The sequence below is a fragment of the Methyloversatilis sp. RAC08 genome (assembly GCF_001713355.1).
In the GTDB taxonomy this organism is placed as follows: Bacteria; Pseudomonadota; Gammaproteobacteria; order Burkholderiales; family Rhodocyclaceae; genus Methyloversatilis.
Genome location: NZ_CP016448.1, coordinates 2,857,818 through 2,872,430, shown reverse-complemented (window position 1 = coordinate 2,872,430; position 14,613 = coordinate 2,857,818). Strand labels below are relative to the sequence as shown.

Annotated in this window: 15 protein-coding genes; 3 read left to right on the top strand and 12 right to left on the bottom strand. The window is 67.2% G+C overall.

From position 1 onward, the window contains the following. From trpE to rpe, 3 genes are all read right to left on the bottom strand, one after another. Entirely contained in the window at positions 1-1,491 is a 1,491-nt protein-coding gene (gene trpE, locus BSY238_RS13195; protein WP_069039551.1) for an anthranilate synthase component I, read from the bottom strand. A 169-nt stretch (positions 1,492-1,660) separates the two neighbouring features. Then, positions 1,661-2,356 (bottom strand): phosphoglycolate phosphatase, encoded by a 696-nt coding sequence (locus BSY238_RS13190; RefSeq protein ID WP_069039550.1) that lies wholly within the window; start codon positions 2,354-2,356, stop codon positions 1,661-1,663. After that, the gene (gene rpe, locus BSY238_RS13185) at positions 2,353-3,006 is read right to left on the bottom strand and encodes a ribulose-phosphate 3-epimerase (RefSeq protein ID WP_069040672.1); all 654 of its coding nucleotides are present in this window, start codon (positions 3,004-3,006) and stop codon (positions 2,353-2,355) included. The genes BSY238_RS13190 and rpe overlap by 4 nt, the downstream gene beginning before the upstream one ends. A gap of 200 nt (positions 3,007-3,206) precedes the next feature. On the opposite strand from rpe, the gene apaG reads away from it, so the two are divergent. Then, positions 3,207-3,590, top strand: coding sequence for a Co2+/Mg2+ efflux protein ApaG (gene apaG / locus BSY238_RS13180; protein WP_069039549.1), 384 nt, complete (start codon positions 3,207-3,209; stop codon positions 3,588-3,590). 16 nt (positions 3,591-3,606) lie between these two features. After that, a complete protein-coding gene (locus tag BSY238_RS13175; protein ID WP_069039548.1) occupies positions 3,607-4,197 on the top strand; it encodes a class I SAM-dependent methyltransferase in 591 nt (196 codons plus the stop codon). A 155-nt stretch (positions 4,198-4,352) separates the two neighbouring features. Here the strand turns inward: BSY238_RS13175 and BSY238_RS13170 are convergent, their stop codons facing one another. From BSY238_RS13170 to BSY238_RS13150, 5 genes are all read right to left on the bottom strand, one after another. After that, positions 4,353-4,931: an NAD(P)H-dependent oxidoreductase gene (locus BSY238_RS13170; protein ID WP_069039547.1), complete on the bottom strand. Its 579-nt coding sequence runs from the start codon at positions 4,929-4,931 to the stop codon at positions 4,353-4,355. Positions 4,932-5,128: 197 nt separating this feature from the next. Continuing rightward, on the bottom strand, positions 5,129-5,767 hold the full coding sequence (locus tag BSY238_RS13165; RefSeq protein ID WP_069039546.1) for a DUF1294 domain-containing protein: 639 nt from the start codon (positions 5,765-5,767) through the stop codon (positions 5,129-5,131). 40 nt (positions 5,768-5,807) lie between these two features. After that, the gene (locus BSY238_RS13160; protein ID WP_069039545.1) at positions 5,808-6,038 is read right to left on the bottom strand and encodes a DUF3565 domain-containing protein; all 231 of its coding nucleotides are present in this window, start codon (positions 6,036-6,038) and stop codon (positions 5,808-5,810) included. Further along, positions 6,035-6,871 carry a DUF4824 family protein gene (locus BSY238_RS13155; protein WP_069039544.1) on the bottom strand — a complete coding sequence of 279 codons (837 nt, stop codon included), beginning with the start codon at positions 6,869-6,871 and terminating at the stop codon, positions 6,035-6,037. The genes BSY238_RS13160 and BSY238_RS13155 overlap by 4 nt, the downstream gene beginning before the upstream one ends. Continuing rightward, entirely contained in the window at positions 6,868-7,932 is a 1,065-nt protein-coding gene (locus tag BSY238_RS13150) for a DUF2157 domain-containing protein (protein WP_069039543.1), read from the bottom strand. The genes BSY238_RS13155 and BSY238_RS13150 overlap by 4 nt, the downstream gene beginning before the upstream one ends. A 95-nt stretch (positions 7,933-8,027) precedes the next feature. On the opposite strand from BSY238_RS13150, the gene BSY238_RS13145 reads away from it, so the two are divergent. Then, positions 8,028-8,234 carry a DUF2970 domain-containing protein gene (locus BSY238_RS13145; RefSeq protein ID WP_223300129.1) on the top strand — a complete coding sequence of 69 codons (207 nt, stop codon included), beginning with the start codon at positions 8,028-8,030 and terminating at the stop codon, positions 8,232-8,234. 219 nt (positions 8,235-8,453) lie between these two features. Here the strand turns inward: BSY238_RS13145 and BSY238_RS13140 are convergent, their stop codons facing one another. The 4 genes from BSY238_RS13140 to argJ form a co-directional block, all read right to left on the bottom strand. Further along, a complete protein-coding gene (locus BSY238_RS13140) occupies positions 8,454-9,593 on the bottom strand; it encodes a methyltransferase (RefSeq protein WP_069039542.1) in 1,140 nt (379 codons plus the stop codon). Positions 9,594-10,389: 796 nt separating this feature from the next. After that, positions 10,390-12,036 carry a flavin-containing monooxygenase gene (locus tag BSY238_RS13135; RefSeq protein WP_069039541.1) on the bottom strand — a complete coding sequence of 549 codons (1,647 nt, stop codon included), beginning with the start codon at positions 12,034-12,036 and terminating at the stop codon, positions 10,390-10,392. A 354-nt stretch (positions 12,037-12,390) separates the two neighbouring features. After that, entirely contained in the window at positions 12,391-13,023 is a 633-nt protein-coding gene (locus BSY238_RS13130) for a UPF0149 family protein (RefSeq protein ID WP_236952599.1), read from the bottom strand. Between the two features lie 92 nt (positions 13,024-13,115). Further along, complete coding sequence (gene argJ, locus BSY238_RS13125) at positions 13,116-14,357, bottom strand: bifunctional glutamate N-acetyltransferase/amino-acid acetyltransferase ArgJ (protein ID WP_069039539.1); 1,242 nt, start codon at positions 14,355-14,357, stop codon at positions 13,116-13,118. Between the last annotated feature and the right edge of the window lie 256 nt (positions 14,358-14,613).

Here is a 14,613-nt window from a genome sequence, read left to right as displayed (position 1 = left end):
TCAGTTCCCCCGCCCGTCCGGGCCCGGCACCAGCCCCGCTTCCGCAAGTTCCGCCGCACGCAGCACGGCGCGCGCCTTGTTCAGCGTTTCCTGCCATTCGCCTTCGGGCGTTGAATCCATCACCACGCCGCCACCGGCCTGCGCGTGCAACTGGCCGTCCTTGATCACCGCGGTGCGCAGCGCGATCGCCACGTCCATGCCGCCGTTGAAGCCCAGGTAGCCGACGGCGCCCGAATAGATGCCGCGCTTGACCGGTTCCAGCTCGTCGATGATTTCCATCGCCCTGACCTTGGGCGCGCCACTGACCGTGCCGGCCGGGAAGGTGGCGCGCAGCACGTCCATCGCGGTCAGGCCCGACTTGAGCACGCCTTCGACATTGCTGACGATGTGCATCACGTGCGAATACTTTTCCACCACCATGCGGTCGGTCACCTCCACCGAGCCGATGGCGGCGACCCGGCCCAGATCGTTGCGGCCCAGATCGACCAGCATGATGTGTTCGGCACGTTCCTTCTCGTCCGACAGCAGGTCTTCCGCCAGCGCGCGGTCTTCGTCCGGCGTGGCACCTCGCTTGCGGGTGCCGGCGATCGGCCGCACGGTCACCTTGTCGCCTTCCAGGCGGGCGAGGATTTCCGGGCTGGCGCCGACGATGTGGGTGTCGCCGAGATTGAAGAAATACATGTAGGGCGACGGATTCAGCGCGCGCAGCGCGCGATAGACCGCCATCGGCGTCGTCGCCAGCGGCTTGCTCATGCGCTGCGACGGCACCACCTGCATGATGTCGCCGTCGAAAATGTAGCGCTTGGCGGTGTCGACCGCCGCGCAGTAGGCGTCATGGCCGAAGCCGGACACCGCGTCCACCGACACGCCGCGCGGCGTATCCGGCTCGCGCAGCGGCGATTTCAGTCGCGCCGACAGCGCTTCGAGCCGCAGATGGGCGTTCATCAGCGCGTCCGGCTGCGCCGGATCCGCATAGACGATGAAGGTGAGCCGACCTGACAGGTTGTCGAACACCGCGAGCTCGTCCGACAGCAGCAGATGGATGTCCGGCACGCACAGCGGATCGGCCTTGTTCCAGCCGGCTTCGAGACGGTGTTCGACATAGCGCACCACGTCGTAGCCGAAGTAGCCGACCAGTCCGCCGGAAAAACGCGGCAGGCCGGGCAGGTCGGGCACCCGGTAGCGGCCGATGAACTCCTGCACGAAGGCAAGCGGGTCGGCCGATTCGCAGTGCTCGATCTCGACCTCGTCGCGCAGCACGCGGATGTCGTTGCGACGCACGACGATGCGCGTCTGCGCCGGCAGGCCGAGTATCGAATAACGACCCCAGCGCTCGCCGCCCTGCACCGATTCGAGCAGATAGGAATACGGCGCGTCGGCCAGCTTCAGATAGGCGGACAGCGGCGTGTCGAGATCGGCCAGCGCCTGGCGCGCGACCGGAATGCGGTTGTAGCCGGCGCGTACGAGCGCCTCGAATTGATCGTGATTCATGGACAGACCGGAGTGCAGGATTTGAACGGGCGCCGCGGTGTCACCGCCTGCGCCGGACCGGAAGCGGACTCAGGCGGCTCGCCACAGGTACCCGTGCAGGGGCGCGGGCGCGCAGCTGCGGGCGGGTCTCTCCTTGGAAGTCGGGCTGTCCATTTTTTTGTCGGTACGCTCAGGGTTGATCGATCCGGTGGCCGGTCGACAGCATGACCCGATCGAGCAGGTCAGGGAGCGACGATAGTAGCCCATCGCAATCTTTTGCGTCCAGCACGCGCCCTTCGCAATAGCCCCAGGGCACGCCGAACACCGCCACCCCTGCGGCGCGGGCGCAATCGATGTCGTTGTACGAGTCGCCTATATGCAACAGCACGCCCGGTGCGCAGCCCAGTTGCGCGGCCGCGTAGTGCAGCGGCGCAGGGTCGGGCTTCTTCTGCGGCAGCGTGTCGCCGCTGACAACGCAATCGAAGTACTGGCGCATCTTCATCCGTTCGAGCAGCGGCTCCGTGAAGTCGGCCGGCTTGTTGGTGACGCAGGCCAGCCGGAAACCGGCGGTCTGCAAGGCGGCCAGCGTGTCGTGCGCGCCCGGGTAGGCGGTCGCATGCTCACCATTGCGCAGGCAGTAGCCGCGCCGGAACGCGTCAATCGCCTGCGCGAGCAATGCGGCGTCCTGCGCACGTTCGCCCAGGCAGCGTTTGACCAGGTCCGGAATGCCCCGGCCGACGAACATCCGTACCTCGTCCTCGCACCGCACCGGCAGGCCCAGTTCGAGCGCCATGTCGCGCGCGGCGGCGGCGAGATCGGGCACGGTATCGAGCAGCGTGCCATCGAGGTCGAAGCTGATCGCGGCGACCGCGCGCCGTGCCCTCATGCCGCGACGGTCGCGAGCTGGGCGCGCAGCGCGCCGATCACGCTGTCGTAGCGGTTCGGGTCGGTGTCGAGCCCGGCGCCGAACACGGCCGAGCCGGCGACGAAGGTGTCGGCGCCAGCGCGCGCGATGTCGGCGATGTTGTCCACCTTCACGCCGCCGTCGATCTCCAGCCGGATGCGCCGGCCGGTCCGCGCTTCATACTCGTCCAGCTTCGCGCGCGCGGCGCGCAGCTTGTTCAGCGTTTCCGGAATGAAGCTCTGGCCGCCGAAGCCCGGGTTCACCGACATCAGCAGCACGAGGTCGAGCCGATCCATCACATGGTCGAGATGGTGCAGCGGCGTGGCCGGGTTGAATACCAGACCGGCACGACAGCCATGGTCACGGATCAGCGCGAGCGAACGATCGATGTGTTCCGAAGCCTCCGGATGGAAGGTGATCACGTTGGCGCCGGCCTTCGCGAAGTCCGGAATGATGCGGTCGACCGGCTTCACCATCAGATGCACGTCGATCACCGCATCGGTGTGCGGGCGCAGCGCCTGGCACACCAGCGGCCCGATGGTCAGATTGGGCACGTAGTGGTTGTCCATCACGTCGAAGTGGATCCAGTCGGCACCCGAATCGATGACGTTGCGCACCTCCTGCCCGAGCATGGCGAAATCGGCCGACAGCAGGCTGGGCGCGATCAGGAAATCGGATGCGGATGAAGGGCGTACGGGCGAGTGGCTCACGGGCGTGCTCCGGATGGCAGGAACGCAATTGTATCGGCTCCCGTGCGCGGCCCCGATCATTGCCGGCTGTGTCGAGGCGGCTGCTGCTTGCCGCCCTGAAGGACTTCGGTTAAAAAGCTGCCATGGCCGAAGCGAAAAAACATGAAATCACGGTGTCGGTGCAGACACGCTATGTCGAAGAGCAGTCCGATCCCGACGAATCGCGTTTCGTCTTCGCCTATACGGTGACGATCGCCAATACCGGTAACGTGCCGGCGCAGCTGATCAGCCGGCACTGGGTCATCCGCGACGCCGCCGATTCCGAGCAGGAAGTGCGCGGCCTCGGCGTCGTCGGTCAGCAACCGCTGCTCAAGCCGGACGAGAAGTTCGAATACACCAGCGGCTGCGCGCTGACCACCCCGGTCGGTACCATGGGTGGCAGCTACCAGATGGTGGCCGAAGACGGCACGCAGTTCGAAGCCGTCATTCCCGAATTCACGCTCGCCATGCCGCGCGTGCTGCACTGAGGTCCGGGGCGGCGCGGTGTCACTCGACGCCTCCTATACCCGTCTCGCGCCGCTGTACGACGCGGTCGTCGATCTCGCCTCGCGCGGCGCGCGACGCGCCAGCCTGGACGCCCTGCCGCGTTCGCCGTCGGACATCCTGCTGTGCGGCATTGGCACTGGCCTCGACCTGCCCTGTCTGCCGCCCGATCACCGCTACACCGGACTCGACTTCAACAGCGCCATGCTGGCGCGCAGCCTGCCGCGCGCCGAGGGGCTCGATTACGCCGCGGTGCGCGGCGACGCGATGCGGCTACCGTTCCGCGACGCGAGCTTCGACTGCGTCGTGCTGCACCTCATCGTCGCCGTCGTGCCCGATGGCGCCGCCTGCCTGCGCGAAGCCGCACGCGTGCTGAAGTCCGGCGGCGCGGCATTGCTGCTCGACAAATTCCTGCCCGCCGGTCGACCGGCGCCGTTGCGCCGCCTGCTGTCGCCGATCGCGGGACGCATCGCCACCCGGCTCGACCTGGTCCTCGAAGACGCGCTGAAAGATCTGCCCTTCGGCGTGGTCAGCGACGAACCGGCCGCCTTCGGGGGCTGGTTCAGGCGAGTGCGCCTGCTGCGCGTCTAGGGTGCGACCCCCGGGAGCGGCGCGGATTTGTGGGAGCGGCGGCCTCGCCGCGATCAGTGCGGCGATGGTCGATGATCAACGCGCAGATCGCGGCGAGGCCGCCGCTCCCACAGGCCGCCGCTCCCACAGGCCGCCGCTCCCACAGCGCAGCCCCTTCAGCGGGCGGCGCGACCGAGGCTGCGCATCTGCGCATGGCAGCGGGCGCGTGCAGCGTCGTCCATGCTGTCCACGCTGCCGATCAGCGTCGTACGCACCGGCCGGATGCCGACGAAATTCAGTGCATTGCGTTCGAAGCTCTTCACGCCATGCGCAAGGTAGATCAGGCGGAACATCAAGGCCGGCATGCCCATGGTCACGATCAGCCGCGCCGAACGACCCTTCAGCAGCGGCTTGAACGGGTTCAGCCCGGTGCCTTCGCCGATCGCGAAACCCGGCCGGAGGATCTGCTCGAAAAAGGCCTTGAGCAGCGCCGGCAATGTGCCCAGCCACAGCGGGAAGAACACCGCGACATGCTGTGCCGCGGCCATCGCTGCCTGCGCGTGCGCGACATCGCCGTCGGCAGCGGCAGACCAGGCCGCCTTGTCGCGCAGCAGCGGAAAGTCGAGCCGGGTCACGTCGATCACCTCGACGTCGTGCCCGGCCGCCCGCGCACCTTCGACATAGCTGTCGGCCAGTGCGCGCAGCAGCCCCGCGCGCGTTTCGGGGTGCCCCTGGATAACGACGATGCGGCCCATGTCCGGACTCCTGCCATGCAAGTACGCCCATCCTGATCAAAGCCTGGGGCACGCACCTTGAGCGGGATCATCCGCCCGTGCATTTCGGGGGCGTGATCGCCGGTGCAACCGAGCGCACCGCGACTCCCGTCACGGCGGCGCCGTGCGATACCGCGGCTGCGCGGGGCGCGTGGCTTTGGCTGTGGGAGCGGCGATCCCTACCCCAGCCAGTGCGCGACGAGCGGCCGGCCGAGCGGGCTGGTGACGAACAGGAAAATCAGCACATTCAGCGCCACGGTGATCCAGAAGCCGCGCCGAAACGAGGCCTTCACCGACTTGTGGCGCAGGAACTGCTGCGCCAGCAGGCCACCTGGCCAGCCGCCGACCAGCGCCAGCAGATGCAGCCGGGCTTCGGGCACGCGCATGCCGTTGTTTGCAGCCTGCGCCTTGTCGACCGCATACAGCCCGAAGGTGACGACGCTCAACCCGAGATAGAGCAGGAACCAGCCGGCCGGCACCTGCCACAGCCAGGCCGCGACCAGCATGACGACGAGAAAGGCCGGAATGACGAACAGCGTGGCGCCGCCCCATTGCGCAGGGTGAGTATCGTCGCGACCCTGCGCGCGCGGGCGCGCCGTCTTGAGCGGCACGCCGTCGAGCAGCACCTGCTTTGCACAGCGCCGCCCCGTGCGGTCAGTGCCGACTGCGAAGCTCACGCGGTCGCCCGCCGACGGCCGGCGACCTTCGGCATTCACTTCGCTGATGTGGGCGAACAATTCATCGCCGCCGTCATCCGGCACGATGAAGCCGAAGCCCTTGTCATCCTTCCACGTCCTGATGCGGCCTGCGCTGCGCATGTCGTCTCCCTGAAATACGGGAGCGGAAGATAGCACCGCTTCAGTCGCGGCGCCCGGCCTGCGCGACGATGTGGTCCGGCCACTCGAAGGCATCGCAGCGCGGGCAGTCGAGCAGCGTGCCGAGATGGGCCGCACGACCTTGTTCCGTCACCACCCAGGCGCGGTTGATGAAAGGCGGCTGGTGGCGCACGTGCTGCCGATGCCCGCACGCCAGCCGGGCGACCCAGTCGCCTTCGTCGTCGGTGAGGTAACCGGTGATCGGCTGCTTCATCGGGCAACCGGCGCGAGCGTGCGCGCACGTACCGCCGTGATCCACGGCTCGAAGCGCCGGCCCCACGCAACATCAATGTCGAAGGCGGCGCGCCCGCTGTCGAGCGCCATGCGATCTACACCGTCCATCGCTCCGCGCAGCGCGTACGGCATGCTGATGCGGGCGACCGACGGTTCGCCGATGTGGCCGCTGAAGGTGGTCTGCTTGTCGATCACTGTCACCGACGGCGTCACCGTCGCCGCGACGATGGCGTAACGGCGCGGGTCGGGATGGCGCTGGCGCAGGGCAGCCGCATCCCGCCCGGCATCGACGGCGAACAGGCGCGACGCCTTGTCCTGTTCGTACTTCAGGGCCTCCTGCGCCGCCTTCAGCGCGTCGGCGTCCTGCTTGTCGGCGCTGCCGCGGGCGAGTGCGCGGTCCAGCCGGCGCTGCGCCTGGGACAGCGCGCGCTGCCAGGCCTCGCCAGCCAGTTCGAGCACGACGTACACCTCGCGCTTCTCGCGGTAGGCATCGCGCTCGTCCTTCAGGTCGAAACCCAGCTCGCGCAGCTTGTCGGCTCCCAGCCAGTCAGGACCACGGCCGTAGTGCATGTCATATGACGCATCCGCGTTGTCGTCACGCATCGGTGCGCGCCACAGCAGCGCCACGTCGATGCCGCCGCGCTCGCCGTCGAAGCCGAAGGCATAGGGCAGGCTCAGTTCGCGCTGCGTCAGCGTGAGCGCGCTGCCGGGCGCGCCCGAACGGTTCCAGGCCACGCCCGCCAGCACGAAGGCATTCACCGCAACGATGAGTGCCACGCCGCCCGCCAGCAGGACTTTCTGCGCGCGCCTCATTGCCCGCCTTCCACCGGTACGACCGCGCGCAGCCGCTTCAGCACCAGAATGACCAGCAGCGCCACCAGTCCGAGCACGAGGAAGAACAGGAACTTCGGCATCACCATCCACCACCAGTCGAACAGCTTGGTGTAGAGAAAGATGACGAAGAACACGACCGCGGTGTTCATCACTTCCGGCCAGCCGCGGCGCGCACCGAGCCAGGTCAGCAGGCCGCCGGCAACGAAGCCACCCACCTGATACAGGCCTTCGACCGCGTCTGCTTCGAACGGCAGGTAGCTCGCGCGGCCCCAGTTCGCCAGCACCAGCATGGGCAGGAACAGCGCGAGCAGCGCAACCAGCCGCCAGGTGGCATCGAAGCCCGGATGCCGCCGGTGATCAACGAAGAAGGGAACGCAGAACATGAGCAGCGCCGCCGGAAAGAAATGCTCCGGCCGCTCGCCCACGCTGAGCCAGTACATGCCCGACCAGCTGCCGACGCGAGCGGCGATGAAGCCGGTGACGCAGACCAGCCCGGCTACCAGCAAAAGACGCAGTTCGCAGGTGTAGGCGAGCAGCAGCGCGAAGGCCGCCCACGGCAGCAGCGCCTTGTCCGACGGGGTGATGTTGAAGCTCGCACCAAGCAGGCTCAGGTTCAGCACGAAGCAGGCGAAGGCCACCAGCGCCGCCAGCTTGGTGAAGTAGCCGGAAGCGTCGCGCCCGTGCAGCCAGGAAGTCAGCGCCAGCGTGCCGAGCGAGGCGCCGGCCAGCACGATCACCTGCACCGCCTCGGGAAACAGCGGCCAGTACTGACGGAAAAGGAAGAACACGCTGGCCGCCAGCGCGAGCGCACCGAGAAAGGAGGCGATGCGCAGGCCGAGCGTGAGCTGGCGCGCGCGCTGCGTGGTGTCGACGTCCGGACGCGCGGCGAGGCGCGTCAGCAGCGCATCGTGGTGCGCCCGGATCGCCGCCGCATCGGCCGTCGCCAGCCCGTCGGCCGCGAGTCGCGCCTGTTCGCGGCGGAAGGCATGGATGTCGTCGGCGCGTTGCTGCGCATCAGTGCGTGACAGGCTGTCGTCCATCGCTTCGTTTCCGGATGTCATCGCTGCATGATGCCACGGCCGTACCGGGCTGCCGACGGCCAGCGCAGCGCGGGCCGGTGAGGCACAATCGGGCGATGGATCAAGCCCCCGTCCCGCTGCTGCGCGGCAGCCTGCGCGCCCTCAAGATCATCCTGCTCACCTTCACCGGCATCGGTCGCACGCGCATGATCAACCGCACCACCGAAGGGCTCGGCCCGCAGCACTTCCTGCTCGGCGGCCTGTTCGCGGCGATCCTGGTCAATGTCGTGCTGATCAGCCTTGTGCTGTGGGCAACACGCTGAATCGTCCGGCAGCGGCGACTCACAGCCCAAGGGTGTGAGCCAGGCCTGTTGGCTTGGGCTGTGGGCTTGGGCCTGGGCTGTGGGAGTGATGAAGGTTTTGTGGGAGCGGCGGCCTCGCCGCGATCAGCACGCTGATCAACGATCATCGCTGCTCTGATCGCGGCGAGGCCGCCGCTCCCACAGGCCGCTGCTCCCGCAGGTTCCGCTCCCGCACAACCCTCAAGCGCCCTCTTTCGCCGCCAGCCGCCACAGTCGGGTCACTTCCTGCGAGCGTGCGGCGTGCAGCGGGTCGGACTCGTCACTCGCCTTGGGGTGACGCGGGCGGGCATCGAGGTGGCCGAGCACCTTCAGACCTGCGGCGTCGATCCAGCCCTGCAGTTCTTCCGCGGTGCGCAGGCCGAGGTGTTCGGCAAAGTCGGACAGAATGAGCCAGCCCTCGCCGTCCGGCCCGAGGTGTTCCGCCAGCCCCGACAGAAAGCCGCGCAGCATGCGGCTGTCCGGGTCGTACACAGCGTGTTCCAGCGGCGACGCCGGGCGGGCCGGCAGCCAGGGCGGGTTGCACACGATGAGCGGCGCGCGGCCATCGGGGAACAGGTCGGCCGCACGCACGTCGATCTGCGATTCGAGCCCGAGGCGGGCGACGTTGTCGCGCGCGCAGGCCAGCGCCCGCTCGTCACTGTCGGTGGCGACGATCTTCGACACCCCGCGCTTAGCCAGTACGGCCGCCAGCACGCCGGTACCGGTGCCGATGTCGAAGGCGCGCGACGCCTTCTTCAGCACTGCCGGCAGCGGTGCCTTCGCTACCAGATCGACATATTCGCCGCGCACCGGCGAAAACACGCCGTAGTGCGGGTGGATGCGCGCTTCGAGCGCCGGCACCTCGACGCCGTTGCGCCGCCATTCGTAGGCGCTGATCACACCCAGCAGCTCGCGCAGCGAGCACACATAGCCTTCGCGCGCCTCGCCGTGCGCCTGCGTGCAGGCCTCGGCCACATCGGGCGCGCGACGCAGCGGAATGACATGGCCGGCGTCGAACGGAATCAGCAGCATGCCCAGCGTGCGCGCACGTTGCGACTGCGCCAGCCGGTGCTGGTTGAAGGCATCGCGCATCGTGGCCGCCGGCTTGCGCGGCTTGCGATCCACCCGCCGCACCAGCGCCTGCAGCAGTTGCCGCGCGTTCTGGAAGTCGCTGCGCCACAACAGCGCCGTGCCTTCGCTCGCGAGGCGGAAGGCGCTGTCGGCACTCAGCGTGTCGTCGGCCACCACCACGCGCCTGGGCGGTGGCAGCCCGGCTTCGGATTGCCAGCGCAGGCTGCGCTCCGCATCACCTTCGGAAAAAACAAGTCTCGGGTCAGTCAAGGTTCGGGTACCGGGTAAGTCTGTGGTGCATATATATAGGTAAAAGCGATGGCGAGCCGGTCAGGACGCGCAGCTGCGGATGGCGGCGCATCGCGGGCAGGACCCGCCGGTCGGGTTCTCGACCACCGGAAGCCTGCTGGTTGACCGGTCACCGGAGAGGCAGCGGGCAGCACCTTGATCGATCGCTCCGCACCGGAACACGCTCGACAAGTCCCTCCGCAACCGTGTGCCGCGACGTCGCAGTCCGCGCCGGCGCAGCGCAGCACGCTGTCGCACCGCTCAGCACGCATCAGCGCCGAATACTATGACGTAGCGCGCAGACCTGCAGTGCGTCCGAAGCCTGTCGCGGGTTCTCGCGCGTCAAGCCATTGTCTTCTTGAGCTTTTTTTGCCGGGCGCATCGGGTTGCATGCGCATCCCCCATCCGCGCCGATGTTCATGCGATGAGAGCGCCGAACGATGACCGATGGCCGCACGCTGCACGGGCAGTCGCCCGACTCAGGCATGCCGCATCGACATGGAAATCACTTTCAGGCGCTGAAGCGCACCCGCCGGAGCACGCCCCCATGAGGTCGATGTGCGCCTTCAGAAAGGGGACGGGGTAAGGTCGGGACGGAATCGGGGACGTGACTGCAGGCAGGCAGCTGCCGCAGAACCGCACGCATGCCTGGAGATGAAGGAATTTGCCGACGCAGGATCCGGAATCGCTATCCGACGCCTGCCCGGCGGCCGCTCGGCCCGGCTCCACCGCTTCGGTGGAGCCGGGCACGACGGCCTGCGGTCAGGCCAATCGTCGTTCAGGCGAACGTGAAGCCGCTGTAGCCGCTGGCTGCGACGTCTGCACATTTCTGACGGTAGGTGCCGACGCCGCCGATGTAGGACAGCAGGCGACGCGGCTTGCCGCTCACGTTGGAGCCCATGTACCAGGAGTCGGTCTTCACCACGAGCGTCTTGTTGGCGATCTCGTCGTGATGGGCAACCCACTGATCCTGAATCTCCTTTGACGCTTCGATGACCTTCAATCCCTTTTCCCGCATGTCGCGGATGCAGTCGGATATCCAGCCGACCTGCTGCTGCAGGCAGGTGGTCATGTTGCACAGCGCAGCTGACGGCGCCAGCGGAGCACCGGTGGTGAAGAGGTTCGGGTAGCCGTGCACCTGCAGACCCATCGCGGTGCGGACTTCCTGGCCCCATTCTTCCTTCAGCGAGCGGCCGTCGCGGCCGCGGATGTCGATTCGGGTCAGCGCGCCGGTGCCGGCGTCGAAGCCGGTGGCGAGCACCAGAATGTCGAGTTCGTGCACCGTGCCATCGGCGGTCATCACGCCTTCGGGCACGATGCGCACGATGGGTGATGCCTTGACGTCGACGATCTCGACGTTGGGCTGGAGGAACGCCTCCAGATAGTTGCTTTCCAGCGGCACGCGATGTGTGCCGAAGCCGTAGCTGGTCGGAATGAGCTTCGCGCACAGCTCCGGATCCTTGATGCGCGCGCGCATTTTTTCGCGCACGAATTCGGACACCACGTCATTCACCTTCTCGTCGAAGAACATTTCGGCAAAGGAGGAGAGCCACAGCGCCAGCGAACCGTCTGCCCACAGGCGTTCCAGCACTTCGGTGCGCTGCGCCGGCGTGAGGTCGGCCCAGACGCCATTGTCGAAGTCGTATTCGAAGCCGGAGAAGGTGCCCTGCACGCGGTCACGGATCTCGCTGAATCGCTTGCCCTGCTGCGCCCAGTCCGCCGGGGTGTATTTCGGGTTGCGCATCGGAATGATGTACTGCGGCGTACGAAGGAACACCTTCAAGTGCCCGACCTGCGGCGCGATAGTCTGGATGACCTGGATGCCGGTCGCGCCCGTGCCCACGACGCCCACGCGCTTGCCGACGAACTCGACCCGTTCCTTCGGCCAGCGTGCCGTGTGGAAAATCTGGCCCTTGAAGCTCTCCTGGCCTTCGAAAATATTGCTCAGCGGCGCCGACAGCATGCCGGTGCAGCAGATCAGGAAGCGTGCGGTGACCGTGTCGCCGCGATCGGTTTCAACCCGCCACTGCTGTCCCGCTTCGTCATAGTGCGCAGCGGTCACGCGCGTATCGAAGCAGTAGTACTTGCGCAGGTCGGTGCGGTCAGCCACGTAGTTCAGCCAGCGCTCGGTTTCCGGCTGGGCCGGAAAGCGTTCCGTCGGCTGCCAGTTCTTGAACATGGCCTCGTCGAACCAGTACTGGTAGATCTCCGCTTCCGAATCGAAGCGCGCACCGGGGTAACGATTCCAGTACCAGGTGCCGCCCACGCCGGAGCCGGCTTCGATGCCAAGGACCGACATGCCCATCTCACGCAGGCGATAGACCTGATAAAGCCCCGCCACGCCCGCCCCGATCACGATCGCGTCATACGTCTTTGCGCTCCCGGTCGCCCCCGCCGCTTTCGCAGCCACAGATGCTTCGCTCATTTGTTTCCTCCGTTGTCGTATTTGAATGAATCCGCCACCGTCCCGGTCTCGCGGCAGCACACATGGCGACCGACGGCAACACACGGGCCAGACTCTAGGGAAGCGGGGAAACGGAGGCTTGAACGAACAGGGCGATCTTTTGTACGAATCGGGCGCGCGAAAACCTTAACCGACGAGCACGCGACAATCCTGCTCCGTGCTGCAGACTGAGCGACCCTGCCCGGGCCACCAGGCAATCAACGCGCTCTGAAATGATGAGACTTTCGACGGCAACGGCGTCCGGAGCAACCCGGATACCCTGCTGGCCTTGGCGTTTCAGCGTGCTCCGAGCGCACTGCGCCGGTCCTGCACACATCATTGCAACGACCGGTCCGCCGCGCCGCAGCACCTCTTGAACTTCTTTCCGCTGCCGCACGGACAGGCGTCGTTGCGGCCGATCTTCGGCTCCGGACGCACGTAAGGTTCGGCGGGCGCGTCATCGTCGACAGCGCCTTCGTAGCCGCTATCGAGCGCCGAGGTGCGCGCCTGCAGCCAGATTTCATGAATGGCGACAAGCATCGGCTGGACCAGCTTCATCCAGACCTCGGTTTCGCCGGCCTCGCGGATCATCGCTCGACCTTCGTCGGTTGCCAGGCGCATCAGGGGTGCGAACAGTGTGGGCTCCTCTTCCCACAGAGCTGCCCATTCGGCATCGCAGAACGCGGTGCCGGCCAGAAAGCCTTCACACCATTCCGGGGCACCTCGCTGTTCCCGCTGCCAGAAGATGGGCTGGAAAGCGCCCGGATCGTTCAGGAAGGTGTCTGCGATGCCATTCATGAAACGCATCAGCAGCGTGGTGATGCGCGCGGCCTGTCCGGCGTCGACGAAGGCGGGCGTCACGGATGCGTCGTACCGGTCCCACACCCGGGGCAGCCATTCGCCGGGCGTCACCATGTGCGGTCCGATGACGATGGCGGTCAGATAGCCCTCCAGCATCGGCACGTCCATCGACGTTTCCTGCAGATTCGCGGACGCGAGGAAGTTTTCGAGTGCGTCGAGCTCGGACTGCGACAGCGGCTGGTTCAACGCGTCCATCCGGGCTAGCTGCGGTAGTCCGCGTTGATCTTCACGTAGTCGTAGCTGAAGTCGCAGGTCCAGCAGGTGGCCTGCGCGGTGCCGCGGCCCAGTGCCACGCGGATCGCGATCTCGGACGGGGCCATGGCCGAGGCACCCTGTTCTTCGCGGTAGGCGGGGTTGCGGCCACCGTCCTTGGCGACCAGGAAGTCGCCGATCCACAGGCTGACTTTCGAGGTGTCGAGGTCTTCCAGCGGCGGGTGGTTCTGCGCGGCGTTGCCGACGGCGGCGAGGATGCGGCCGAGGTTGGGGTCTGAGGCGAAGAAGGCGGTTTTCACCAGCGGCGAGTGGGCGATGGCGTAGCCGACGGCCTTGCATTCGGCCACGTCGCGGCCGCCTTCGATGGCTATGGTGATGAATTTGGTCGCGCCCTCGCCGTCGCGCACGATGGCCTGGGCCAGTTCGGCGGCGAGCGAGGTCACGGCGTCGGCCAGTGCGGCGCCGGCTTCGCTGTCGAGCGCGGTGATTTCGGCGTTGCCGGCGGTGCCGGACGCGATCAGGATGAAGGAGTCGTTGGTCGAGGTGTCGCCATCGACCGTGATGCAGTTGAACGATCGGTCGGCGGCGTGCTTCACCATCGCCTCCAGCGCGGCCTGCGACACGGCGGCGTCGGTCGCCATGAAACCCAGCATGGTGGCCATATTGGGTTTGATCATGCCGGCGCCCTTGCTGATGCCGCTCAGCGTGACGGTGCGGCCATCGATCTGCACGGTGCGCGACGCCACTTTGGCGACGGTGTCGGTGGTCATGATGGCGTGCGCGGCGGCGTGCCAGTTGCCTTCGTCGAGATCGTCCATGCAGGCGGGCAGGCCGCGCTCGATGCGGTCGACCGGCAGCGGCTCCATGATGACGCCGGTGGAAAATGGCAGCACCTGCTCCGGTGCCACGCCGAGCACGCGGGCGACGGCGATGCAGGTGGCGTGCGCGGCGACCAGGCCGGGTTCGCCGGTACCGGCGTTGGCGATGCCGGTGTTGATGACCAGCGCGCGGATGTCGCTGCGCGACAGGTGGTCGCGGCACACCTGCACCGGCGCGGCGCAGAAGCGATTCACCGTGAACACGCCCGCCACGCGGGCGCCCGGCACCAGCGAAATCAGGCACAGGTCGCGCCGGTTGGCCTTGCGGATGCCGGCCTGGGCGATGCCGAGACGTACGCCGGCAACCGGCAGGATGGATTCGGCGGGCGGCGTCTGGTAATTCACGGGCATGGCGGGGTCTCGCGGCGGAAAAATGCGCAGTCTACCCGCGCCGGCGGATCGGCGGCAGCTGCCTCATGCTGCGGCGCCCGCGCACCGCGCGCACCCGGCTGCGGCAGGACGCCATTTGCATTGCACACACAGCAAAGCGGGCGACGGAAGCGGCCTCGATCAGGGTGCAGGCATCGATAGTCCATTCGGCGCAAACCCCTTCACGGCCTTGTCATTGCTGCGATCTAGCCTGCGGACCAGCGTCGGACCTTCGTCC